This is a genomic window from Pseudanabaena sp. PCC 9330 (assembly GCF_055795045.1).
Map to the genome: position 1 here is coordinate 378,387 of NZ_JAYFES010000115.1, position 23,107 is coordinate 401,493.

The window sequence follows — 23,107 nt, forward strand, 5'->3', positions numbered from 1 at the left end:
TACTGATAGGTACAGGCCGGGTAAGGGTTGCCTTTTGTTACAGTGGATCTACACAGCCCATGCTGGTTGTCTCCCGCCGTCGCCTACGTCGTGACCAGAGGTCTCTGAGATTACATGGTATTCAACCCCGAAGATGCTGAATTCATTGGTATGTCGACCGACACCGACACCGCCAATGAGCTGCTCAAATATCTCCAGCACCAGTCGCCGGAGGTGCTCACCCGAGTAGCGCAGTCGGTCAGCGGTGAGATCAAACAAATCATTGCCCACAATGTGCAGGGGCTAGTTGGCGTGCTGCCTAGCGATGGGTTTAACGTGCAGATCACCACCGATCGCGAAAATTTGGCCGGGCTGTTGGCTTCTGCCATGATGACGGGCTATTTTCTCCGTCAGATGGAGCAGCGCATGGAGCTAGAGCACACCATCTCAGGCTCGTTTTTAAATTTTGACGACGACAGCTCTGACGATTAAGTAAAGTGCGACGGTAGACCGGCCGTCGCACTTTATCTAAAACAGAATCTAAAACAGAAAATATCGCTGGGCCATGGGCAGTACGTCCGCTGGTTCGCAGGTGAGCAGTTGGCCGTCGGCGCGCACCTCGTAGGTTTCGGAATCCACCTCCATGTGGGGCTGGTAGTCGTTGAGCTTCATGTCGGCCTTGCTCAGGCTGCGGCAGTGGGCCACGGCAGCGGTGGCTTTGGTGAGGCCGATCTGAGCGGGAACGCCTAGATCCATGGCGGCTTTGGAGACAAAGGTGAGGCTGGTGGCGGCGATCGCACCCCCAAAACTGCCAAACATGGGCCGCATGTGCACCGGTTGCGGCGTGGGAATGCTGGCGTTGGCATCGCCCATCTGTGCCCAGGCGATCAAGCCGCCCTTGATCACAATTTCTGGTTTGACCCCAAAGAAGGCGGGCCGCCACAGGCAAATATCCGCCAGCTTGCCCGCCTCGATAGAGCCCACGTGGTCGGCGATGCCGTGGGTGATGGCGGGGTTGATGGTGTATTTGGCCACGTAGCGCTTGGCCCGGTGGTTGTCGTTGCGATCGCTGTCTTCGGCCAGCGGCCCCCGCTGCACCTTCATCTTGTGGGCGGTCTGCCAGGTGCGAATCACCACTTCGCCCACCCGGCCCATGGCCTGGGAGTCGCTGGCGATCATGCTAAAGGCCCCCAGGTCGTGGAGAATGTCTTCGGCGGCGATGGTTTCGCGGCGAATGCGCGATTCGGCAAAGGCGATGTCTTCGGGAATGCTGGGGCTGAGGTGGTGGCAGACCATCAGCATGTCGAGGTGTTCGTCGAGGGTGTTGCGGGTGTAGGGGCGGGTGGGGTTGGTGGAGGAAGGCAATACGTTGGCCTCGCCGCACACTTTGATAATGTCGGGTGCGTGGCCACCCCCGGCCCCCTCGGTGTGGTAGGTGTGGATTACCCGGTTTTTGAAGGCGGCGATGGTGTCTTCGACAAAGCCCGCCTCGTTGAGGGTGTCGGTGTGGATGGCCACCTGCACATCGTACTCGTCGGCGACGCCCAGGCAGGTGTCGATAGTGGCAGGGGTGGTGCCCCAGTCTTCGTGCAGCTTGAGGCCCATGGCCCCGGCGTTGATCTGCTCCACTAGGGCTTCGGGCTGGGCGCTGTTGCCTTTGCCAAGAAATCCGAGATTCATCGGGAAGGCGTCTGCCGATTGCAGCATGCGCCACATGTTCCAGGCTCCTGGCGTGCAGGTGGTGGCATTTGTCCCTGTCGCTGGCCCGGTACCGCCGCCAATCATGGTGGTAATGCCCGAGGCGATCGCGGTGTCGATCTGCTGGGGGCAAATGAAGTGAATGTGGCTGTCGATGCCCCCCGCCGTCACGATCATGCCTTCTCCGGCCACTACCTCGGTGCCGGGGCCAATGATGATGTCGATGTTGTCTTGAATGTAGGGGTTGCCCGCTTTACCAATTTTGTCGATTTTGCCGTCTTTGATGCCGATGTCGGCCTTGACGATGCCCCACCAGTCGAGAATCAGGGCGTTGGTGATCACCAGATCTACCGCCCCGGCCTCGCGCCCAATGGGCGACTGCCCCATGCCGTCGCGGATGACTTTGCCGCCGCCAAATTTGACCTCGTCCCCGTAGGTGGTGAAGTCTTGCTCGACTTCAATGATCAGCTCGGTGTCGGCTAGGCGAATGCGATCGCCCACCGTGGGGCCAAAGGTCTCGGCGTAGGCACGGCGATCCATGCGATAGCTCATGGGGACTCCTCAGAGATGGGGCAGATCTAGCTAGAACCACTCTAGAATGCGGGATTCCCTCGATTTGGTCAATTGGGCTACCGGGTGCGATCGCACCTGTAAAGCAATAATCCCCTCCTCGGAGGGGCAGGGGTGGGTCTGCGGACAACGCTTCATGGAGTAAGCTTTCTCCCGGTCTGGATTACCCACCCCGCCCTGCGGGCACCCCTCTGAGGAGGGGACGGTGGATCAGAATCTCTTCCTCGGAGGGGCAGGGGTGGGTCTGCGGGCAACGCTTCATGGAGTAAGCTTTCTTCCGGCCTGGATTACCCACCCCGTCCTGCGGGCACCCCTCCGAGGAGGGGACGGCGGATCAGAATCCCCTCCTCGGAGGGGCAGGGGTGGGTCTGCGGGCACTTTGGCGGTGGGGAAATTGTCTGCGGTCTGGGTTTGCTATCGATAACGGTTCAGCAGATCCCCCAGCAAGTCTTCAAAGCTACCGGAGCGGCCAAATTCCATTTCGTCAAAGTCGTCAGGCGGTCTAGCGTTGGGGTAGCTGCTAGACCCATTGCCTTTCTGAAATTCTTTCCAATGGGCACCATAGCGATCGTACTGGCTGCGCTTTGCACTATCTGAAAGCACTTCGTAGGCTTCATTTAAGATTTTGAACTGCTCTGCCGCCGCCTCATTGTCAGGGTTGAGATCGGGGTGCAACTGACGGGCTAGCTGCCGGTAAGACTGTTTGATTGCTGCTAGACTGGCCAGGCGCGTAACCTTTAAGACCGCATAATAATTTGTAGAGTCCTGGGGAATAGACATTGGTTTGCAGTCTCATTACCTGCTGACTGAGGCCCAGTCTTGTTTTTTTCTATAAAGTCTTCTCACCCATCCAAATGCAAAAAAATGCCCCGGTCAAACCATGCCTTGCATTGGCGATAGATAAGAATTTCAAACTGCTCTCGATCTTCTTTAAGCTCCGAGGAAGAGGCCAAAAATAGCTTGATCTTCTGCATGGGCCAGGCGAAGGGCGGCTGGGGCTGTCTCCCAGTTATAGCCCACCTTTAGACGCATGGGGCATACCGGGCGCACCGCCGTGCGCCCGGTATGCCCCATGCGTCTGGGGATCTGCGGACGCACGGCGGTAAACCCCCGCCTAATGCAAAACCAGGGATCGCCTATCGTCGGCCCTATTTTGTTTCGTCCTTCATCGCCGGATTCAAATCTGTAACGACAAAACAGATCAACATTCAATGCAATACAGCAGGAACGCCCATCTGGCAGCGCAACTACTACGAGCACATTATTCGTAGCGAAGATTCTCTCCACTACATTCAGCAATACATCCACAACAACCCTGTTACCTGGCAAGAGGATCAATTGCATCCCGCCAATCCATCCAAACTATAGGGTGCGTTTTCGGCTTACACCAAGCTCTGTTTAGCTACCCACGATGCAGCAGGGCGCACGGCGGTGCGCCCCTACAGGTTGGCTGGTTGGAACTGGGGGGTATGGAATTCGGATTTGTCCAGCCTCTTTTTTGTCCCCCAGTGACCTTGCGTGAATTGCCCAAGTTAGATCCAGATGAGCCTGCGCCTAACCCAGGGTCTTGCCCGCCCCCGTCACCCATGCCGGAATGTCGGGTGATATGATGAAACCCGCTTTCTCACCCCCCGGTTCGCGACCTTGACCCAGGCTTTTTCCTTTAGCTGCGACGCTCGCTGTAGCCACACCCAGGCGCGGGCGGGCACCTTTACCACCCCCCACGGCCCTGTGCACACGCCCCGCTTCATGCCCGTGGGCACCCTGGCCAACGTCAAGACCGTCACCCCGGCGCAGCTGGCCACCACCGGGGCGCAGATGGTGCTGTCAAACACCTACCACCTGCACCTGCAACCGGGCGAAGACATTGTCGCCGAGGCGGGCGGGCTGCACCGCTTCATGGGCTGGGATGGCCCCATGCTGACCGACTCGGGCGGTTTTCAGGTGTTTAGCCTCAGCCAAATGCGGACGATTACCGAAGACGGTGTCACCTTCAAATCGCCCAAGGATGGCCGCATCATTAATATTCGCCCCGAGACCTCGATTCAGATCCAAAACGATCTGGGGGCCGATGTGATCATGGCCTTTGACGAATGCCCCCCCTACCCGTGTAGCCGCGAGACTATCAAAGCGTCTACAGACCGCACCTGGCGGTGGCTGTTGCGCTGTGCTGAGGCCCACAAGCGGCCCGACCAGGCGCTGTTTGGTATTGTGCAAGGGGGTGTCTACCCCGACCTACGTACCGAGGCGGCTCAGCAGTTGGCGACGCTCGATCTGCCGGGCTATGCGATCGGCGGGGTCAGCGTGGGCGAGCCACCGGAGCTGATTGAAACCATCGTCAAAGCCACGGCCCCCTGCCTGCCCGAGCACAAGCCTCGCTACCTGATGGGGGTGGGCACCTATCGGGAAATGGCCCAGGCGATCGCCGCTGGGGTAGACCTGTTCGACTGCGTCATTCCCACCCGGCTGGCGCGGCACGGGGCAGCACTGGTGGATGGGGAACGCTGGAATCTAAAAAATAAACAGTTCCGCCGCGACTACACCCCGATCGACGCTAGCTGCCCCTGCTACACTTGCCAAAACTTCACCCGCGCCTACCTCTGCCACCTGATCCACGCTAAGGAAATGCTGGCGTTTACGCTAATCTCGATTCACAACATCACGGAACTGGTGCGGTTTACCCAGCGGATCCGGGAGGCGATTTTGGGCGATCGCTTCACCGAAGAATTTGCCCACTGGTTAGCGCCAAACCCGATAGCAACTGCATTGGACGCCCCCCAGCCGTGATAAAATGCGAAGAAAATTTACCAATTCTCAGGTTTCAGCCAAAGCGCTAAGGGTAGGGCTCGGCTGGCCTCTGAGGTTGGCCCGTCCTGGCTGTGTAATGAGAGGATAACAAGTCAATGGAAGTCGCAATGCTGCTGGCGAAGCTCCCCGAAGCCTATTCTTTGTTTGATCCCCTGGTGGATGTGCTGCCTATCATCCCCGTGTTTTTCCTGCTGCTGGCCTTTGTGTGGCAGGCTTCTGTGGGCTTTAAGTAGACATAGTGCTACTTCCTAACGTCGCCACTGCTTAAGATAAATATCTTTCTGTTTGCCAAAAAGCTTCAGCCTCCTAAGAGGCTGAAGCTTTTTAGGTTATGAAGGAGCAGCGGCGTTTTGCCTGGAGATAAGCTATAGAAGCAGATTTGGGCTTGGTAGGTAGAGCATCATAATTAAACGATGTCATGACGCTTTCGCTTCGCGAATAATAGGACAAAACTAGGTTTATTTAGGGCCGTCTACTTACGAAATATAGACTTTTTGGATGATTGCCCTCAACTGGCGTAGGCGAGGCGTGTCGGCCTATGTCTAGCTTTTAGCCGCCGCCAGCCCTTGATCTTTTGTCGATCAACCCAGATCTGACAGTGCTGATATACTAATTTCGTTCGCTCAACAGGCTGCTATGTTTGAGAGCACTGACTCGCTACAGGGGTTCAGATTTTCAGTCAAGTCTCTAGACTTGAAATTGGATCCAAGCCTGGTGAATGACTATGTTCAGGCGCTGCGCGATCGCATCTGCCTGTTGAGTGACTTAGAGAAAACACCGTTCACTTTTTCCCCGGTACATACCGTCAGCGCTCGCCCAGATTTGGCTAAATCATCTGAGGTTGTTAAACCTGTTTTTTCTTCTGGGCTGCAATTTGAGGCACCGCTTGACAAGTTTAAGGTGGTTTTGCGATGTGTAGGTGACTGGCTCGATCGCACTGGTCACAAAAATCTTTTTGCCATTGAGATTCCACCTACCTACACCATGACTCTGCAAACTAGTCAGGCTAGAGTGTTGGCTCAGCTGCTACCCCTTGGGGAAGCCCTCCTTCCTCCCCAAGCGATTTATTGGGCTAAGGCTAAGCACTATATCGACACCTTTGGTGACTTTACCCCGGCATGTAGGGCCAATCTAGCGCTTGTGCGTCAGCGGGTGGGGCTGGGAATAGACGAAGCGAACGATATCAATGACCAGACCATGGGGCCTTTTAAGAGCCTGGCGGAGAAATATCAACATTTTCGTAAAGAGCTGCTGGTGTGTCAGCAAGAGGACGCCCTTGGGGGAGACTTTTGGCAGGTCATGGAGGATAAGGCCGTTACCATGGGACTGCCTGGGGCCGATGCTCAGTTTCTTAAGGCAGAGCGTTTAGAGATCTTGAGGGCCGAGGCGGCCCAAAGTCGGCATCAAGCTGAGGCCAAAGCCCAAGCCGAACGCCAGCAGTACCTCGAACAACAGCAGCGATTGATCGCCTACCGACACATCTTTGAGCAACTGGTGAGCGAAGTAATCGGCACAGGCTCTATTGACCAAAGTTTTTTAGAGCAAGATTCAGCAGCACTCAAACAGAGCCTCTTAGCTAGCCTATCTGCCTCCGACTTTCGCGGCGGCAGGCTAAACCAAGCCAGAGAGTTTTACAACCTCAGCCAGCCAGAGATCGACACCTTAGAAAAGAAGGTATTCGATGAGCTGTATTTGTTATCGAGCGTAATATAAGATTTCAGTGGCTCAACTGACTACTGTTGACCCATGGCTGAGTGCGTCTTTGGGGTGCTGGCTTGGCACAAAAGGTAGAATTTTTAATCAAATTTGAAGATCAACAGCTCAAGGCCGACGAGGTGGCTACTGAGGTACGTTATCTGATCGAAGATCTGCGTGACCTGGAAGGAATGAGCCAGGTGCGCTATGAGATCTATTCAGAAGTGAGGGATGCGGCTGAAACTCAAGTTGGTATCCAATTTGTGGCGAGTTCAACTCAGCTAGGGTCAATTTTGCGACGGCTGCGCGATCGCCTCTATTACAATCCCCTTCAAACCTGCTTTCTCCTTCAGATCTCCGACATTAGGCTGCAAATTCAAACTCATCGAGCTGACGACTTGACGGGCCTGATCGCTATGACTCGCAGCGGGCTGCTGTTTGCCCCAGAACGCGACTATCTAGCTGAGGTTGAAACTTACAGCCGCACCCGAGGCGAACTGACGCCCACCGAGATGGATAATCTCAACCTGTTACGTCAGAGTTTGGGTCTCTCAGCCGAGTACGCTGAGGTTCTCAATGCCAAGGCGGCTGGCCCCTATAGAACTCAATCTGAGAAGCGCCATCATTTTGAAGAAACCGTCCAGGCGGAGTTTAGTCGCCTGCGATCGATGCGGAAAGGCCCACCCTTTGCTACCAAGGATATTTGGCCCGTGCTACGGGAGCTGGCTGAAAACCTAGGGTTCCCCATCGACGTAGCCGAGGGCATCTATCGCGAACAGCAGCAGCGCTACGACAGTGATAATGAGAACGATAGAGCGCTGAAAGCAGCCCAGGATGCTGAAGAGGCGCGCTTAGCCGCTGAAGCCCAGGCCGAAGCCGATCGCAAGCAGCAGGCCCAGCAGGCCCAAGATCGGCGCGACCAGTTCAAGACCCTGTGCCGCGAGGCCATGGCCAAGAGTCTTTACCCCTCTGAGTACGATCAGGGGCGCATCGATCAGGCGCGGCGACTGCGTGAGATTTCACGAGATGAGGCAGTCCAGATCGAGGCAGCGGTGCGGGCTGAGCTCTACGGCGGCATCGAGTCTGCGGCTAGGGTCGACTACAGCCGACTGCGAGAGTTGCTGCACCAGCAAGACTGGCAGGCCGCAGATCTTGAGACAGAGGCCGCCTTGCTCAAAGCCCTCAACCCAAATATGCAGCCCGTCACTGCTGAGACTGTGCATCTATTGCCCGCGATCGATCTGGCTACCATCGATGCCCTGTGGAGCCGCTATAGTGGCGGACGCTTTGGGTTTAAGGTGCAGCAGCAGGTTTACCGGCATCAAGAGCAAATCCAGCGCGACGAGAGCTGGCGTTGGCGAGACTTTCAGATCGATCTGGGCTGGCGAGACCTACCCACCTGGTGGTACCGAGGATTGAAACCCTACGGCGCGCTTGATTTTTCCTTAGAAGCACCCCAGGGGCATTTGCCCACTTGGCGCTGGGGCTGTTCTAGTCTGGGGCATCGCTACCATCTCGACGCAGAGTTTGTAGAGGCTGTCATGGCCCATCTCAATCAGTCGATGCCCTTAGAAGCCGCTAGTATGGCGACATTTAGTACGACTGCAATGACGGGGAGCGCGATCGGTGATAGCTAGCCTGCTTGACGGCAACCTCAGGGCCAATCTCGACGATCTCAGTCTGCTGCTCAGCGACGAAGATTGGGCAGAGGCCGATCGCCTCACCGCTGATCTATTGCTGTTGGCCCTAGAGCAAAACCTTGACTCTGGCGCTGTACCGAGACTGGGGCGACGTCCCTGGCTCACCGCTGAAGCCTTGGCCTATACTCCCTGTCAACTGCTCTACGCCATTGACGATCGCTGGCGGTGGGCCAGCGGCGGGCAGTTTGGCTTTTCGGCCCAGCTCCAGGTCTATCAAGAGATTCTCGCCGCTGAAGACTTTGACCCATCCCTCTACAACTGGGGCAACCCCCATCCGTTTTTTGAAGCAGTGGGCTGGCTGATGCTCTTTCCCCTGCGGCCAGTCGGGTTTCTCAAGTTTTATTCTCAGCTAGAGTTTGACCTGGATGCACCCATGGGGCATCTGCCAGCGCTGTGGTACTGGCAGATGCCACGGCTGACCTCTTTGGTGGCGGGCGGTTTTGGCACCGGGCAAGGAGGTGGCTTTGGCGATCTGTCTCGCCTCGATGCCATGCTGCTGCGGCTGACCCGGTGTAGTCACCTAGGCGCGTGACCAGCCTCCTGCCACTGAAATAGTTATTTACTGGCTTCTCAGATTTGGGTTCCCCTAGGTTGCGGCTCTCATGGCAAGCTGTGGATCCTGATATTGCTGATAGCCCGTTAATTCTCTGTGGGGCATAAAAAATGGCCGCAGGAAAACCTAGGGTTCCTGCCTGGAGCTTTCTGAGAAATCTGATAAGCACTGTTACAATTTTTTGGCCCTATTCAGGATCGTTGTCGATGGCTGATCCCGGTGCTAACGTCTGAGTCAATGGTTCGAATGGTCTTTCACTCAGGAGAGCTACAGCCATGATTCACCGTTGCCGATCGCACCGAGTTACCCCCTAGGCGCTGGCCTGCCCTGGCTCGGCCCCAGGCAAGTCTCCCCTCATGGATGGAGAAGAGTACACGACTATACCTTCCTAACCCAGGGCCGATCGCTATCGTTTCAGTTCAAACAGTCCAATTCAAACAGTCTCGTGCAGACAGTTCAGGGGCCAGAGGCCGCCCCAGCTACGCTCTGCTGAATTGCTCTAAAGCTTAATTCTCAACCAATTTTTCAATTGCGCTGATACCCATTCTCGGTTCAGCAGGAGGTTTTCTATGGATTTTTACGGTAAAACCGCTTTGGTTACCGGGGCGTCGCGCGGCATTGGTCGCGCCATTGCCCACGCCCTGGCTCGTCAGGGTATGCAGCGCATTGTGCTGCTGGCCCGCAGTGCCCAGCGACTGGAGAAGGTGGCCGCTGAGGTGCAAGCCCTGGGCGCTGAGACGGTGATCTTGCCCGTCGATTTGACCGATCCGATTCAGGCCAATGTGGCGATCGCCCGAGTTTGGCAGCACCACGGCCCCATTCACCTGTTGGTTAACTGTGCCGGGGTAGCCCACCAGACCCCGTTTTTGCAGGCCAAGCTGCCCCAGGTGCAGTCTGAGATCTCGACCAATCTGATCGGTCTTTATACCGTCACTCGCCTGATTGCCCGCCGCATGGCCGCTCGCCGCGAGGGCTGCATTGTCAATGTATCGAGTCTGATGGGTAAGGTGGCGGCCCCGACTATGGCCACCTACTCGGCTACCAAGTTTGCGATCGTGGGGTTTACCCAGGCCCTGCGCAGCGAGCTGGCTCCCCACCGGGTCAGGGTGGTGGCGCTGCTGCCCTCCCTCACCGATACCGACATGGTGAAAGGGTTTGATTGGTTTCGCGGGGTGCAACCCTCGACTCCCGACCAGGTAGCCGATGCCCTGGTGCGGGGGCTGCGCCAGGGGCGAGCCGAAATTTTAGTCGGCTGGCAGAGCCACGCTGCTGTGTTGGCCCAGCGCCTGGCCCCCTGGCTGGTAGAGCCGATGATCCAGATCCTCGCTCCAACCAAAGCTGCATCGCGCCGCCACAATCCGGTGCGATCGACCTAGGAGATTTCTGGGAAAGAAGATACCCTTATGTAGGGGCGCAGGGACTGCGCCCTTGGGAGAAATCAAAAATCTTCGGTATTTTTGCTGCCAGAATTGTCCTTAGTACTGAGATCAAGCAAAGGGGGAGAGGTTTGGGTCTTAGGTTTCAGGTCTGCTGTGAACCGTACACCCAAAACCTTGCCCCTACCGGGCGGTGGTACCAAAAAAGTCGATGCGGTAGTCGGTGATGGTAACCCCGGTGCGGGCTTCGATCTGCTGGATCAAGTCGGTGGGCAGGGTCACTTCTATGTCAATGATCTCGTCGGTATCGAGACAGTTGACGTGGCTGTGGGAGTCGCTTAAATGGCCATAGAGTCGGCCATCGGCCCGCTCGACGCATTCGATAATGCCCTGCTCTGAGAGAGCGTCGAGGTTTTGATAGACGGAGGTATGGCCGATTTCGCGGCCCTGCTGGTTGAGGCGATCGTAGATCTCGCGAGCAGATAGGTGGCCCTGGTGCTGCCACAGCAGCTCTAAAATGTAGCGCCGCTGCCGACTCAGCCGCATGCCGAGAGACTGACAACGCTCAATGGCATCGTCTAGGGAGGCAATGGGTTTCTTTAACTCGGCTTGCTCATTCATGGCAGAGACGTAATGCATACTCAGTACCACTTTAACTTGCTTCCAAGAATCGTGTCTATAACAACAAATTAGCCTGGCTGGGAGAGTAAGCAGAGCTGTTACCGCAGGCCAAAAGGATGTAGGGCTGTACCCGTGTGGAGCGGCAGGCAAGTTGTAATTAAACGTAGGAATGGCCAAGGGCAAAGCCCGTGTCCCAGCAGTTCTCAGTATGAGAATGATTCTCGCGGATGAGGAGGCTTCCAAGGTCAATTTACCGTTTTGTCGCCCTAAGGTCGTTCATAGACGAGATTGTCGCCTCAAAACTGCCCAAAAAAGCGTATTGAGAACTGCTGCCCGTGTCCAGCCTAAGCGGGTTTGTATTTAATTGCGCCTTTCTCCTTAGGAGCCTGTCTATGAACGCCATGGGGGACAGCTGTGCGAGAGGGCGTATTTGCCCTCAATATTAAAAAGCTCTCACGAAATCTTCATAGACTCCTCAAAGTAACCACCATATAGTTAAAAGATAGTTAAAGGTACATTAAGGAAAGGTTGTCTAAAGCCGTGGAATCACGCATATTGAGTCAACTCAATCACTAGAGCAGAGTTAAGTCCATCGCTATCGCTTACGGAACTGGAGCATGATCTATTCTCCGCAGGCGGTAGTGATATGTCATGGTGCTGCTCACTTTTCGCTAGGGACTAAGGTAGTCGTCTTAAGCACAGTGGCTACTCCTATTTATGCGACGTTGGTTGCTCTGGCTCACCTCTGCACAACAGGTGGAAATTGATTGGGCGACCCCTATAAAACTGAGGAATAATAATGACTCTAAAGACTGTTAGGAGTGGTTTGTCTATTATGGATTGGCCGCTGGTCTTGGCGACTGTCTTATTGATGACTGATCTGGTCATAGTGCTTGCTAGCTTGCTCGTCAATCTGTGGCTGCAGGGCTTTGAAGACGACGGTTTCTATGGTTCTATTTTCCGGTTTTTTTATGTCGATATGGAAGGCAATCTGCCGAGTTGGTACTCTTCTACTAAGCTTTTTGTGCTGTCGGTTATGTTTGGCCTATTTGCCTGGAGGAACTTTTCCCGGAAAAATACTATCTCCTGGCTCATCTGCTTTATGGCTGGAATTTTTCTCGTCCTCTCCTTGGATGAAGCCGCGGAGATCCATGAGCGTATCGGCAGTCTGACAGACTTTCTGCTGCCAGGCGGCGATCGCGTCAACACACCCTTTACTTTGACTGGCGTGTGGATATTTTTAGTTGGTATACCAGTATCTTGTTTTTTATTTTATTTGGCAGCTAGGCTAAAACCCTTGTTTGATGAGAGGCCAGGCTCTGTCTCTAAATATATGGTCGGACTGGTCATATTTCTAGGCGGTGCCTTAGGTGTTGAACTTCTGATCAATTTTGTTTCAGGGGCGAGTATTGCGCGTATCTTGACTGTGCATATCGAGGAACTGCTGGAGATGGTAGGGGTGACGGTGATTCTTTGGGCAACAGCGGAACTACTCCAAAGCTACAGGCTCAGAGTTATGCTGAATCCAATTCAATTCTCTACACCTACGCGCTAAGGGCCCAGTTAGGCTTTAGGGCTGTTGTCTTTCGCCGTGCTCTAGTAACTGCTCGATCGCCGTCAGTCGATGCTGCCACGATCGCAGTCGATAGCTGCCATTGGTCGTATCAATCAAAACATCTCGGTTGAGGGGGGCACGTACCTCGGCCAACCCCGCCCTGACTGTGGCCAGATGACGCCGCGATGGCTCTTGGGCAAGGGCTTCAAACTCGTTGCTTAGGTCGTTTACGGCATTGATCCAGAGCGCCAGGGTGTCGCTATTCATCCAGAGGCGCTCTTGGGTCAGCAGCCAGGCCCACTCGCGCTGGAGCGCTGCGTAGCGACTCTGGGCCATGCTGTAGGGAGTGGTGGGGCCAGCCTGGCTACTACCTTGGATTTGGGCGAGTGCGGTGCTCAGGTCGGTGTTCAAATCGGCGGCAGCAAACAGGGCATAGCCGGGGGTAGGTAGGTCGCGGCTGGCCTGCATTTGGTCGATAGCGGCGGCATTCGGCAGGTTGAGCAGGCGCATACCCGGTATGACCAAGGTCGAGCCAAAAGATTGATCGACCAGCCAGGGCTGCACCAGGCGCTCGAAGCGGCTGGTGTCGGCGGCGTAGCTCATCAGTACAATCCAGTCGAGGTAGTTGGCCCGCGCCCAGGTGCCCCAGTCTTGTTGAATGCGCTGGAGCCGCTCATGCTCGGGGTTGGCAAACACTGCTGCCGACATGACCAGTCCGGGGCGCTGCCGCCGCAGGGTGCTGGAGATGGTTTCTACAAACGAGGTCACCTGCTGCACGCGAAATTCTGTCCAGCGTTCCCACAGCACCTGCTGTTGAATTTGGTTATTGCGCTCTAGGCCGCTGTCGGGGCGAGGGTTGAGGGTCATTGGGTCAACGCCGCTCATGCTCTGAAACCGCCAGCGGGCGACTTCGCCGTAGCCGTAGGTGCGGTTGGCCCCTGGGTCTTGAAAAGGGTAGCGAATGTAGTCGAGGTGCAGCCCATCAACCTCGTACTTGGTGACGATCTCGGTCATCAGCCGGGTTAGGTAGCTGCGCACCTCGGGGTTGGCCGGGTCTAGAAACGGCTTGTCTTGGCCACGAGGGATGAGGTTGCCGCTGTTGTCGTAGGCCGCCCAGCCAGGATGTCGGGCGAGGACGGGGCCGGGGTAGTCGTTGGGCAGATTGAGCAGGCGATTGTGACGCTGGTTGCCCGCCGCAAATACCCACACCCAGGCGTGTAGGGTCATGCCCCGCTCGTGGGCCAGATCAACGGCGGCGGCGAGAGGGTCCCACTGGCGGGTGAGGGGGTTTTGCTCGGGGGCTACCTGGCTGGGGTAGATGGTATAGCCCGCATTTACGGTTTCAAAGAAGACGGTGTTAATGCCAGCGGCGGCTAGCTGGTCGAAGACCTGGCTCAGCCCCTGGGGCGATCGCGCCCTGACAATGGTGCCGCGATCGAGCCACACAGCGCGAATTTCGCCCTGGTCTACGGTGCGATCGGCAGGAAAGTTTTCCCATAGGGCGGCCCGGACGGCCAGCCAGCGATCGCGCACTTCGGCATGTTTTCCGGCGGTCAACAGGCCATCCCATTCATTTAAGAGCTGCTGCGCTTCGCCCAGGGCAGGGTGTAAAAACGTGCCGCGTCCCCCAGCCACGTTTACCGGGTCGGTGGTAGCCGTCAGCACGGGTTGGCGCTCGGGCAGGCTGACCACCGTGGGCATATCCCCAGAGCTGGCCATGATCAGGGCGCTCTCAAAGCGGCCAATCAGGTTTTTTAGCTCCTGCTGCATGGCCAAAAACACCACGGGGCTGGGGGGGCGCGTAGGCGATAGCTCGATCACCGCCGGGGCCACTTCCTCCGCCGGGTCGCCAGGGCTGGGCAAGTTGGTCGTAGCGGGGTCTGGGTTAGTCGGCTGAAGAATTCTGGGCCGCTGAGACGGGGGCAGCGGCGGCACCGCTGGGGTATGGGCCGGTCGCCGACCGGGGCGGGGCGAAAGAGATGGATCTTCTAACGGCAGTGGGGCAATCTCATCGGCCTCAGGGTCGGCCCCAGGGGCGTCGATCGGTAAGGCCCCATCTTCGGCAATACCCTCAGCACTATCACTGTGCTCTAGGTCTGGGAATACAGCATCCTGGGCTAACAGCGATCGCTGGGGCAGACTCAACCCAACCGCTAGCCCCGCGATCGCAACGATAAAAAGGCCCCGGCCCGACTTCTGGATCACAATGTCATCTCCCCATCACACGGCGCTAATTGTGGCATAGGCCAGCCGTTATTGCGCTGGCCCTGCCCTCTCAATAGTTAGCCCCGTTAGGCCGGCAGGCTCACAGTAAAGGTGGTGCCCACCCCCACCCGACTGGTGACTTTAATGGTGCCCTGCTGGAGCTGCACAAACTGCTTCACAATACTCAGCCCCAGCCCCGTACCCGGAATGTTGCTGACATTTTGCCCCCGGTGAAAGGGCTCAAACAGCGCCTTGCGATCGCCCGTCAAAATGCCAATACCCTCATCTTGCACCTTGAGCATGACCTGCCCCCGCTGCTTGGCCAGCTTGAGCCAGATGGAGTTGGCCTCGGGAGTGTAGCGAATCGCGTTCGACAGCAGGTTGCTCAAAATCGATCGCATCAGCCGCTCATCCAGACAGGCCAATACCTGGCGGCTGCGGCAGACAAATTGAATGGGCACCTGAGGCCGCCGGTAGTCGCCCTCGGCCAGCAGTTCTTGGCAAAAGGTGACCAGATCGAGCGGGCGGGGGTTGACCTCTAGCACCTTGGCCTCGATCTTGCCGATCACCAGAATGTCGTCGATCATCTGGGTCATGCGCTCGACGTTGGCGTTGATGGTGAGCAGGTAGTCGGTTTTTTCCTGCGGTTGCAGCTGGGTATCGTAGCGGTTGAGCGACGACACCGTCAGGGCAATGTTGTTGAGCGGGTTGCGAAACTCGTGGCAGACCATGGAGACAAAGCGCGATCGCATGTCGCTGAGCTGCCGCAGTTGCTGGTTGGCACTCTGTAGCTCCGCCGTGCGCTCCTGCACCTTTTGCTCTAGCTCCTCGTTGGCCCGCTGGAGAATCTCTTCGGCCCAGCGCCGCTGGGTAATGTCGCGAAAGGTCACCACCGTGCCGATCAGCGCCCCGTCTTCATCGCGCATGGGCGTGCTGATGTACTCCACCGGAAAGCTGGTGCCGTCCTTGCGCCAAAACACCTCGTTGGTGATGCGTCGCACGCTGCCGTCTTGAAATGCCGCATAGATCGGGCAGGCTTCGCGGTGGTAGGGGCTGCCGTCCGCCAAGGTGTGGTGCATGACGGCGTGCATGGATTTGCCAATCAGCTCCTCGACCGACCAGCCGATCATGGCGGCGGCGGCGGGGTTGACAAAGGTGACGTTGCCATCGAGATCCAGCCCGTAGATGCCCTCGCCCACGGCGTTGAGAATCAGCTGGTGCTGACGGCGCAGGTGCTCTAGCTCGTGATCCAGCGGGGCTTCGGTGGCAACTTCGGACGATTCTCGCGGGGGCAGCCAGTAGGTTTGGGGCATTGGAGCAGGGGCGATCGCAACAAAAAATCGGTTAATCCTCAGCCCAGCGCAGGCTTCTCATCCTCGGGCTGTCTTCCTAGAGAATGTATCGCGCTACACAACAGCCCGGCTTCTTAAGGTTTACTAAAGAATAACAGGGCAGCTAGCTGAAACCCAACCATACGCGTTTATCGGGTGATTTTAAAGGCAGGAGAATTTTGTCTTGGGTTCAGCGATCGCCAGCATTGTAGGTTGGGCGCTGCCCACCATTAGAAATCCTTTTTTCCTAGAGATAACCCACAGGGTTTTGGGCTGTATCTAAGATAATTCTTTCACCCCAACTGTTATCAAAAAAATCCTGGCAGAGTTCCATCAGCTAAAGTTGTCGTGAAAACCATTCTCATCATTGAAGACGAAACCCAGACCCGAAATATTTTTGTCAAATGTTTGGAGTTTGAAGGGTTTCGAGCGGTCGGGGCCAGCGACGGCACTACCGGGATCACCCTGGCCCAGCAGCACCACCCCGACCTAGTCGTCTGCGACATTATGATGCCCGATATGGATGGCTATTCGGTGCTCTCAACCCTGCGCAAATCTCGCCAGACTGCTCTAATTCCGCTGATTTTTCTCACTGCCAAAGTCACCATGGCCGACCTGCGCCGGGGCATGGAACTCGGGGCCGACGACTACCTCACCAAACCCTGCACCGTAGAGCAGTTTCTCGCCGCCATCCACAGCCGCCTGCACCGCCACGACCAGCTTTCAGCCCTGTACGGCGACGGATCCCCCCAGACCTTTGCTAATTCAGATCCCCTCGTTACCCCCCTTTCAAAGGGGGGCAGGGGGGATTCCTCTAAGGCATCCTGTAACCCTGGAGATGCCTCGATTTTTCCTAATGACCCGCATCTGGCCAACGTGTTTCGCTTCATCGAAACCCACTACCGTCAGCCCCTGAGCCTCAACGATGTGGCCCAGGAAGCCGGTTATTCCCCCGCCTACCTGACTAACCTGGTGCAGTCGCAAACCGGGCGCACTATCAAGCAGTGGATTATTGAGCGGCGCATGGCCCAGGCCAGAACCCTGCTGGCCCACACCAACCAGCCGGTGCGCAAAGTGGCTGAGGCCTCTGGCTATAGCGATGCGGGCTATTTTACGCGGCAATTTCGTCAGGTTCACAGCCTTTCTCCCCAGGCCTGGCGACAGCAATCTGTAGCAGAACTAACAAATTAGCGATTAATTTCAAGCTCAAAAATAAGTCCAAAAGAAAATCCTATCGAGTCCAAAAAATGATCCAATGTGTATGTGAGTCAGTCTTGATAGGGTAAAGCTAATTAGATTTCTGTCCAGATCTTGCGTCGAGGAATTTAGGTTTTTGCCTGATAAATCGCGCTAGATCCAGCCCTAGGCAATCGTTGGTTTGGTAGATGCCAAGGGATAGCTATGGCACAAGATTCAGGTGGTATATGACCATTTGAAGATTTGGCTGATCCGCTGGTACGGGAAAGGTTTTTGTCGCATTCAACTCTTCACCTATGGTCATTTCAACAGTAGCAAAATCGCTCAGCGACTGGGGAAGCTGCACCTCCCTAGCGCTGCCGGGTCAGCCCTGTGGCACCTGTGGGGGTATGCACTTTACCGGCAGTCACGCGCAGTTTATGCAGACCATGCCCCAAGATCCGGTGGATATGGTCGATGATCTGGTAAAAATGGGCATCTATAAAGAGAACCAGCTGCGCGCCGCCGACTCTGTCAACGCCTATGAGTTGCGCAAGGCGCTGTTTCTCAAGCGGGTAGGGCGGGGCGACCCCCAGCGTGAAAAACTGATTTTGGCGCTCTGCAAGCAGGCGGGTGGTCTAGAGAATGCTTTTGCCGCCGCCTTTGGCCCCCAGGCAGGCCTATTCTTTGGCGATGCCGTGCGCAACAGCGGTGCCACCCGGCGTGAGTTTCTCCGCAACATGGCGGTGGGGGCAGCTCTCGTTACCCTGGCTAGCTGTGCCAGCGGTGGCGAGCCTGCCACGGAAGATGCCGCCGATGCCCCGGTGGGAACCGGCGACCTGGAGAAAACCGACATTCAGGTGGGCTTTATTCCCATCACCTGTGCGACGCCGATCATTATGTCGGAACCCCTGGGCTTCTACGAAAAGTACGGCTTTAACGCCACGGTGGTGAAGATGCCGAGCTGGGGTGCGGTGCGCGATTCTGCGATCGCAGGTGAACTCGACGCCTACCATATGCTGGCCCCCATGCCCATCGCCATGACCCTGGGCCTCGGTTCCGGCAGCTTCGGCGTCAAGCTGGCCAGCATTGAGAATATCAACGGCCAGGCGATCACCGTGGCCGAGCGCCACAAGGGCAACGTCAACGGCCCCGAAGACTTCAAGGGCTTTGTGATTGGGGTGCCTTTCCCTTACTCGATGCACAACCTGCTGCTGCGCTACTACCTGGCATCGGGCGGGCTAGATCCAGACGTAGATGTGCAGATTCGCCCGGTGCCCCCGCCGGACAGTATCGCCCAGCTGATTGCGGGCGACATCGACGCCATGCTAATGCCCGACCCGTTCAACCAGCGGGCCGTGTACGAGGGGGCAGGCTACATTCACCTGCTGTCTAAGGAGATCTGGGACGGCCACCCCTGCTGCGCCTTTGCCGCCAGCGACGCCTGGATTGGCGAAAACCCCAACTCCTTTAGGGCGTTGAATAAGGCGATTATTGAGGCCGCTGGTTATGCCCAAGACCCGGCCAACCGGTCCGAGATTGCCGCCGCCATCTCCGATCGCGCCTTTTTGAACCAGCCCACCGAAGTCGTAGAAGCCGTGCTCACCGGCAGCTTTGAAGACGGCAACGGCAACACCCTGGACGTGCCCGATCGCATTGGCTTTGACCCCTACCCCTGGCAGAGCTTCGCCAAGTGGATCTCGTCGCAGCTGGTGCGGTGGGATTTGCAGGGCGACGGCAAGGCCGCCCAAGAAATCACCGATGGCACCTACGACACCGTGGGCGAGCAGGTCTTTCTCACTGACCTAGCACGGGAACTGGCCCAGGAGCTGGGGCAAAACCCCCCCACCGACACCAACCGCGAAGAAAAGCTGGCCTTTGATACCTTTGACCCGGCAGCCCCCGGCGACTACGTCAAAGAGCAGATCGACAAATTTGGCGTGTAGCCGCTCAGCGATTGTCCTGGGCTAGGGTGTCCCAGCCCAGGTAGGGTGGCACGGTCAGCTCCGTCAGCTTTTCGGGCAGCAATGCCACCGCAGGTTCGTTCCATGCAGTTTTGAGGATATGGCTATGGCAGTTAGTTCTGCTCCGCCTGGACTGGTCGGGGCCGAGAAACAGGCCCCCGTCTGGGACAACGAAAACGTGAGAGCCTTCGGGCTGTTCATGCTCTCCCTGGGCCTGTTTTTGCTGATTTGGGAAGTGGGGGCTAGGGCGGGCTGGTTTGTGCAGGGGGTGCCCACCGCCAGCGAGACCATCAAAGAATTTTGGTGGTGGGTGACCAACCCCTTCTACCGCAACGGCCCCAACGACCTGGGCATCGGCTGGAATTTGCTGATCAGCCTGCGGCGGGTGGCGATCGGCTACATTGCGGCCTCACTGGTGGCAGTGCCCCTGGGCATTCTCATCGGCATTTCGCCCGTGGCCATGAAGGCGTTTAACCCCTACATTCAGCTGCTCAAGCCGGTGTCGCCCCTGGCCTGGCTACCCCTGGGCCTCTACCTGCTGCGCGACTCCGAGAAGACGGGGATTTTCATCATCTTCATTTCCAGCATTTGGCCGACGCTGATCAATACCGCCTTTGGGGTGGCCAACGTCGATCAAGACTACCTGGATGTCTCTAAGACCCTGGGTGCTTCCCGCCTGCGCACCATCTGGAAGGTGATCATTCCGGCGGCGCTGCCGAATATCATCTCGGGGCTGCGTATCAGCATGGGCATTGCCTGGCTGGTGATTGTGGCGGCGGAAATGCTGCTGGGCACCGGCATTGGCTACTTCATCTGGAACGAGTGGAACAACCTGTCGATTCCTAACATTTTGGTGGCGATTTTCATCATTGGTTTGACGGGGCTGCTGCTGGATAGTTTGTTTGCCGCCCTGGAAAAGTTTGTTGCATTTGGTCGAAACTCATGAGAACTGCACCCGTGAATAGTTTCGTCTCTGCGGATCCGCCCTCACCTACGGCTCAGCTGTCGATTCGCCGTGTCACTAAGGTTTTCCCCGGCAAAAAGGGGCTGTTTAACCAGGTAACGGGCAAAACCAGCGGCGACTTTGTGGCCATTCAAGACATTAACCTGGAGATTGAGCCCAATACCTTTGTGTCGATCATTGGCCCCTCGGGCTGTGGCAAATCGACCCTGCTGAATATGATTGCGGGCCTGAGCCCGATCTCCGGCGGCGAAATTTTGCTCAATGGTCAGCCGATCGCCGGGCCGGGGCCAGACCGGGGCATGGTGTTTCAAAACTACGCCCTGATGCCCTGGATGACCGTGGAAGAAAACCTGCGGTTTGCGGTGGAAACCGTGGATCCAAAGATTTCGCCGAAAAAGCGCGATCGCATCATCAAAGAGCACATTCAGCTCGTCGGCCTCACCGGGGCCGAAAAGAAACATCCCCACGAACTCTCGGGCGGCATGCGCCAGCGGGTTGGCATCGCCCGCGCCCTGGCCATCGACCCCCAGATCTTGCTGATGGATGAGCCCTTTGGGGCGCTGGATGCTCTGACTCGCGGATTCCTGCAAGAAGAGGTCGAGCGCATCTGGGAACAGCAGCGCAAGACCGTGATCATGATTACCCATAGCATTGATGAAGCGCTGCTGCTGAGCGATCGCATTGTGATGATGACCCGTGGCCCCGCCGCCCGCATCGACGAAATTCTGGAGGTGCCCTTTCCGCGACCGCGCGATCGCGAGACCATCGACCAGCACCCCGCCTACCACGAGCTAAAGGCCGAGATGGAGAGCCACCTGTTCCGCGAAACCCGCGCAGTGGAAGCGGCCAGGGTGGGGAAGTAGGGGAGTGACGGAGTGAATGGGTGAACCCCGAACAACCGTAGGGTGGGTTAGGCGGCCACTTAAACCCTGGCTCCCTCACCCTATCCCTGCTCCGCCGTAACCCACCACCCACCGTGGCAAGACGAACCCACCCCGCCCTCCGGGCACCCCTCCGAGGAGGGGACGGCGGACTTCATCCCCTCCTCGGAGGGGTAGGGGTGGGTTCCCCTAGACCCTGCGACCCTCACCCCCAACCCCTCTCCTCCAGGGAGAGGGGAGCTGAAATTACACACCAGACGTACTCAAGAGGACTTAACCATGACCGTTTCCCCCATTACCGAAAAGCTGCTGGCCGCTAAGAAAACCGCTGGCCTCAGCTTCGCCGACCTGGAAGCCAAGACCGGCTACGACGAAGTGTGGATTGCCTCCGTCTTCTACCGCCAGGCCAGCGCCTCCCCTGAAGAAGCCGCCAAGCTAATCGAAATCCTGGGGGCCGACGCTTCGCTGGCTGAGGCCCTGACCGACTTCCCCGTCAAAGGCGGTCTCGATCCCGTCATCCCCACCGACCCGCTGATCTACCGCTTCTACGAGATTATGCAGGTCTACGGCATGCCCATGAAAGCCGTCATCCACGAGAAATTTGGCGACGGCATCATGAGCGCCATCGACTTTACCCTTGATGTAGAGAAGGAAGAAGACCCTAAGGGCGATCGCGTCAAAGTGATCATGAACGGCAAATTCCTGCCCTACAAAAAGTGGTAGACCTCTGTTTCCTGTCCTGACTCAAAATCTCCGGGCTGTTGGCGATCGCTGACAGCCTTTCCTATGCCCTACCCATCCACACCCCTATGCCCACCCCTATCGTCCCTCCCTTTACGCTAGAGACTGCGATCGCCAAAGCCCGCATGGCCGAAGACGCCTGGAACAGCCGCGACCCCGATCGCGTGGCCTTGGCCTATACCGAAGACAGCCACTGGCGCAACCGGGCTGAGATCTTTCAGGGCCGCGAGGCCATCCGCGAATTCCTCCGCCGCAAGTGGGATAAAGAACTCGACTACCGTTTGGTTAAAGAAGTCTGGGCCTACGGCGAGAACCGCATTGCCGTACGCTTTCAGTACGAGTGGCACGACGACGCGGGCCAGTGGTATCGCGCCTACGGCAACGAAAACTGGGAATTTGACGAAAACGGCCTGATGCGTCGCCGCGAAGCCAGCATCAACGACAAACCCATCGCCGAATCAGAACGTCGCTTCTTCTGGGATACCTCTGGCCCCCGCCCGGCAGATCATCCGGGGCTGATTGATTCACCGGTTTAATAGCAAACCTTGTCTGTACGACCCCAATGCGTAGGGGCATTGCACTGCACTGCTCTCTACCCGGTATTGGGTTCGAGTCGGGGGTTTGTGAGCCGAATTTGCCCTGAAAATAGGCTGACTCTAGGAACGTCGTCGAGGGCGGCGGGCTTTGGGGTACAGCCAAAACTCCAGTCCCTTGCTGAGCCAGGGTAGCACCGGGTAGGTGAGCAACGCCGAGACAAAAATCACTGAGATAAACAGCCCCAGCAGTGAGGGTAGACCCGCCAGCAGCGGCCCCAGCAGCCCATTGGCCAGCAAAATCAGCGGGTAGACCGCCAGCACCCCCACCACCACCTGCTTGTAGTAGGGCGGCTGGGGAGCCTCTAAGGCTGTGCGCTGCTGAGGCAGGTTAAACCACAGCTCTAAACCATTGGCCAGGTGCTGCTGGGAACGCGCCGCAATCAGCCCTCCAGCCTGCTCTAGCCAGGCGCGGTAGGTGGGCGACACCAGCCAGCGGTGCAGGTTTTCGTAGGTGTCAAATTTGACGATCACCAAATACTCGGGGTGGCTGCGATCGCGCGGGCGAATGATCTCCACACCCACAAAGCCCTCTACCTCTCTGGCGTCACGGTTGATGCCCTTGGTCCAGGTTTCGTAGGCCGGCACCTGGCTGGGCTCCACCAATTCTGAAATCACCAGCGTCACGGGGCCGGGCTGGAGTTGTAATTTATCCATAGCAATCAATGGGGCAAAGGGCCGGGCAACTATGCGACTA

General features: G+C 57.1%; 21 protein-coding genes. 15 read left to right on the forward strand and 6 right to left on the reverse strand.

The annotated features are described in order from the left end of the window. Positions 1 to 114: 114 nt before the first annotated feature. Positions 115 to 471 carry a DUF760 domain-containing protein gene (locus AC0QKW_RS19015; RefSeq protein ID WP_473152660.1) on the forward strand — a complete coding sequence of 119 codons (357 nt, stop codon included), beginning with the start codon at positions 115 to 117 and terminating at the stop codon, positions 469 to 471. 48 nt (positions 472 to 519) lie between these two features. Here the strand turns inward: AC0QKW_RS19015 and ureC are convergent, their stop codons facing one another. Both ureC and AC0QKW_RS19025 read right to left on the reverse strand, forming a co-directional pair. Continuing rightward, complete coding sequence (gene ureC, locus AC0QKW_RS19020; protein WP_473152661.1) at positions 520 to 2,229, reverse strand: urease subunit alpha; 1,710 nt, start codon at positions 2,227 to 2,229, stop codon at positions 520 to 522. Positions 2,230 to 2,661: 432 nt separating this feature from the next. Then, positions 2,662 to 3,027, reverse strand: a complete 366-nt coding sequence (locus tag AC0QKW_RS19025; RefSeq protein ID WP_473152662.1) for a DnaJ domain-containing protein — start codon at positions 3,025 to 3,027, stop codon at positions 2,662 to 2,664. Between the two features lie 285 nt (positions 3,028 to 3,312). Between AC0QKW_RS19025 and AC0QKW_RS19030 the strand changes: the two genes are divergently transcribed. The 7 genes from AC0QKW_RS19030 to AC0QKW_RS19060 all read left to right on the forward strand — a co-directional run bounded on the left by AC0QKW_RS19030 (position 3,313) and on the right by AC0QKW_RS19060 (position 10,379). Continuing rightward, entirely contained in the window at positions 3,313 to 3,615 is a 303-nt protein-coding gene (locus AC0QKW_RS19030; protein ID WP_473152663.1) for a transposase, read from the forward strand. Between the two features lie 276 nt (positions 3,616 to 3,891). Next, positions 3,892 to 5,034, forward strand: a complete 1,143-nt coding sequence (gene tgt / locus AC0QKW_RS19035) for a tRNA guanosine(34) transglycosylase Tgt (protein ID WP_473152664.1) — start codon at positions 3,892 to 3,894, stop codon at positions 5,032 to 5,034. Between the two features lie 116 nt (positions 5,035 to 5,150). Then, positions 5,151 to 5,288 (forward strand): photosystem II reaction center protein K, encoded by a 138-nt coding sequence (locus tag AC0QKW_RS19040; protein WP_017299971.1) that lies wholly within the window; start codon positions 5,151 to 5,153, stop codon positions 5,286 to 5,288. Positions 5,289 to 5,769: 481 nt separating this feature from the next. After that, positions 5,770 to 6,768, forward strand: a complete 999-nt coding sequence (locus AC0QKW_RS19045) for a hypothetical protein (protein WP_473152665.1) — start codon at positions 5,770 to 5,772, stop codon at positions 6,766 to 6,768. Positions 6,769 to 6,830: 62 nt separating this feature from the next. Continuing rightward, positions 6,831 to 8,387 carry a GUN4 domain-containing protein gene (locus tag AC0QKW_RS19050; protein ID WP_473152666.1) on the forward strand — a complete coding sequence of 519 codons (1,557 nt, stop codon included), beginning with the start codon at positions 6,831 to 6,833 and terminating at the stop codon, positions 8,385 to 8,387. Further along, the gene (locus AC0QKW_RS19055; RefSeq protein ID WP_473152667.1) at positions 8,377 to 8,982 is read left to right on the forward strand and encodes a GUN4 domain-containing protein; all 606 of its coding nucleotides are present in this window, start codon (positions 8,377 to 8,379) and stop codon (positions 8,980 to 8,982) included. The genes AC0QKW_RS19050 and AC0QKW_RS19055 overlap by 11 nt, the downstream gene beginning before the upstream one ends. Positions 8,983 to 9,572: 590 nt before the next feature. Continuing rightward, entirely contained in the window at positions 9,573 to 10,379 is an 807-nt protein-coding gene (locus AC0QKW_RS19060) for an SDR family NAD(P)-dependent oxidoreductase (protein ID WP_473152668.1), read from the forward strand. A 183-nt stretch (positions 10,380 to 10,562) separates the two neighbouring features. On the opposite strand, the gene AC0QKW_RS19065 is transcribed toward AC0QKW_RS19060, so the two are convergent. Continuing rightward, a complete protein-coding gene (locus AC0QKW_RS19065) occupies positions 10,563 to 11,018 on the reverse strand; it encodes a Fur family transcriptional regulator (protein WP_473152669.1) in 456 nt (151 codons plus the stop codon). Between the two features lie 817 nt (positions 11,019 to 11,835). Here AC0QKW_RS19065 and AC0QKW_RS19070 point away from each other — a divergent pair. Continuing rightward, the gene (locus AC0QKW_RS19070; RefSeq protein WP_473152670.1) at positions 11,836 to 12,555 is read left to right on the forward strand and encodes a hypothetical protein; all 720 of its coding nucleotides are present in this window, start codon (positions 11,836 to 11,838) and stop codon (positions 12,553 to 12,555) included. Positions 12,556 to 12,570: 15 nt separating this feature from the next. On the opposite strand, the gene AC0QKW_RS19075 is transcribed toward AC0QKW_RS19070, so the two are convergent. After that, a complete protein-coding gene (locus AC0QKW_RS19075) occupies positions 12,571 to 14,760 on the reverse strand; it encodes a glycoside hydrolase family 10-like protein (RefSeq protein WP_473152671.1) in 2,190 nt (729 codons plus the stop codon). 86 nt (positions 14,761 to 14,846) lie between these two features. After that, positions 14,847 to 16,073: a PAS domain-containing sensor histidine kinase gene (locus AC0QKW_RS19080; protein ID WP_473152672.1), complete on the reverse strand. Its 1,227-nt coding sequence runs from the start codon at positions 16,071 to 16,073 to the stop codon at positions 14,847 to 14,849. A gap of 366 nt (positions 16,074 to 16,439) precedes the next feature. Here AC0QKW_RS19080 and AC0QKW_RS19085 point away from each other — a divergent pair, with 366 nt between their 5' ends. The 6 genes from AC0QKW_RS19085 (at position 16,440) to AC0QKW_RS19110 (ending at position 22,353) form a co-directional block, all read left to right on the forward strand. Then, positions 16,440 to 17,282 (forward strand): response regulator transcription factor, encoded by an 843-nt coding sequence (locus AC0QKW_RS19085; RefSeq protein ID WP_473152673.1) that lies wholly within the window; start codon positions 16,440 to 16,442, stop codon positions 17,280 to 17,282. Between the two features lie 302 nt (positions 17,283 to 17,584). Next, a complete protein-coding gene (locus AC0QKW_RS19090) occupies positions 17,585 to 19,213 on the forward strand; it encodes an ABC transporter substrate-binding protein (RefSeq protein ID WP_473152674.1) in 1,629 nt (542 codons plus the stop codon). Positions 19,214 to 19,337: 124 nt separating this feature from the next. Continuing rightward, positions 19,338 to 20,177, forward strand: coding sequence for a nitrate ABC transporter permease (ntrB, locus tag AC0QKW_RS19095; RefSeq protein ID WP_473152675.1), 840 nt, complete (start codon positions 19,338 to 19,340; stop codon positions 20,175 to 20,177). Then, positions 20,174 to 21,058 carry an ABC transporter ATP-binding protein gene (locus AC0QKW_RS19100; RefSeq protein WP_473152676.1) on the forward strand — a complete coding sequence of 295 codons (885 nt, stop codon included), beginning with the start codon at positions 20,174 to 20,176 and terminating at the stop codon, positions 21,056 to 21,058. The genes ntrB and AC0QKW_RS19100 overlap by 4 nt, the downstream gene beginning before the upstream one ends. Positions 21,059 to 21,355: 297 nt before the next feature. Continuing rightward, positions 21,356 to 21,799 (forward strand): cyanase, encoded by a 444-nt coding sequence (gene cynS, locus AC0QKW_RS19105; RefSeq protein WP_473152677.1) that lies wholly within the window; start codon positions 21,356 to 21,358, stop codon positions 21,797 to 21,799. Between the two features lie 86 nt (positions 21,800 to 21,885). Next, the gene (locus tag AC0QKW_RS19110) at positions 21,886 to 22,353 is read left to right on the forward strand and encodes a nuclear transport factor 2 family protein (RefSeq protein ID WP_473152678.1); all 468 of its coding nucleotides are present in this window, start codon (positions 21,886 to 21,888) and stop codon (positions 22,351 to 22,353) included. 120 nt (positions 22,354 to 22,473) lie between these two features. On the opposite strand, the gene AC0QKW_RS19115 is transcribed toward AC0QKW_RS19110, so the two are convergent. Then, complete coding sequence (locus AC0QKW_RS19115; protein WP_473152679.1) at positions 22,474 to 23,067, reverse strand: antibiotic biosynthesis monooxygenase; 594 nt, start codon at positions 23,065 to 23,067, stop codon at positions 22,474 to 22,476. Between the last annotated feature and the right edge of the window lie 40 nt (positions 23,068 to 23,107).

What these genes read in the sequence shown, in the direction of transcription:
- AC0QKW_RS19090 (WP_473152674.1), top strand. Translation starts at nt 17,585, where the DNA reads ATGGTCATTTCAACAGTAGCAAAATCGCTCAGCGACTGGGGAAGCTGC.
- AC0QKW_RS19115 (WP_473152679.1), bottom strand. Translation starts at nt 23,067, where the DNA reads ATGGATAAATTACAACTCCAGCCCGGCCCCGTGACGCTGGTGATTTCA.
- AC0QKW_RS19100 (WP_473152676.1), top strand. Translation starts at nt 20,174, where the DNA reads ATGAGAACTGCACCCGTGAATAGTTTCGTCTCTGCGGATCCGCCCTCA.
- ntrB (WP_473152675.1), top strand. Translation starts at nt 19,338, where the DNA reads ATGGCAGTTAGTTCTGCTCCGCCTGGACTGGTCGGGGCCGAGAAACAG.
- AC0QKW_RS19080 (WP_473152672.1), bottom strand. Translation starts at nt 16,073, where the DNA reads ATGCCCCAAACCTACTGGCTGCCCCCGCGAGAATCGTCCGAAGTTGCC.
- AC0QKW_RS19030 (WP_473152663.1), top strand. Translation starts at nt 3,313, where the DNA reads ATGCCCCATGCGTCTGGGGATCTGCGGACGCACGGCGGTAAACCCCCG.
- cynS (WP_473152677.1), top strand. Translation starts at nt 21,356, where the DNA reads ATGACCGTTTCCCCCATTACCGAAAAGCTGCTGGCCGCTAAGAAAACC.
- AC0QKW_RS19065 (WP_473152669.1), bottom strand. Translation starts at nt 11,018, where the DNA reads ATGCATTACGTCTCTGCCATGAATGAGCAAGCCGAGTTAAAGAAACCC.
- AC0QKW_RS19015 (WP_473152660.1), top strand. Translation starts at nt 115, where the DNA reads ATGGTATTCAACCCCGAAGATGCTGAATTCATTGGTATGTCGACCGAC.
- AC0QKW_RS19060 (WP_473152668.1), top strand. Translation starts at nt 9,573, where the DNA reads ATGGATTTTTACGGTAAAACCGCTTTGGTTACCGGGGCGTCGCGCGGC.
- AC0QKW_RS19070 (WP_473152670.1), top strand. Translation starts at nt 11,836, where the DNA reads ATGGATTGGCCGCTGGTCTTGGCGACTGTCTTATTGATGACTGATCTG.
- AC0QKW_RS19040 (WP_017299971.1), top strand. Translation starts at nt 5,151, where the DNA reads ATGGAAGTCGCAATGCTGCTGGCGAAGCTCCCCGAAGCCTATTCTTTG.
- AC0QKW_RS19110 (WP_473152678.1), top strand. Translation starts at nt 21,886, where the DNA reads ATGCCCACCCCTATCGTCCCTCCCTTTACGCTAGAGACTGCGATCGCC.
- AC0QKW_RS19025 (WP_473152662.1), bottom strand. Translation starts at nt 3,027, where the DNA reads ATGTCTATTCCCCAGGACTCTACAAATTATTATGCGGTCTTAAAGGTT.
- ureC (WP_473152661.1), bottom strand. Translation starts at nt 2,229, where the DNA reads ATGAGCTATCGCATGGATCGCCGTGCCTACGCCGAGACCTTTGGCCCC.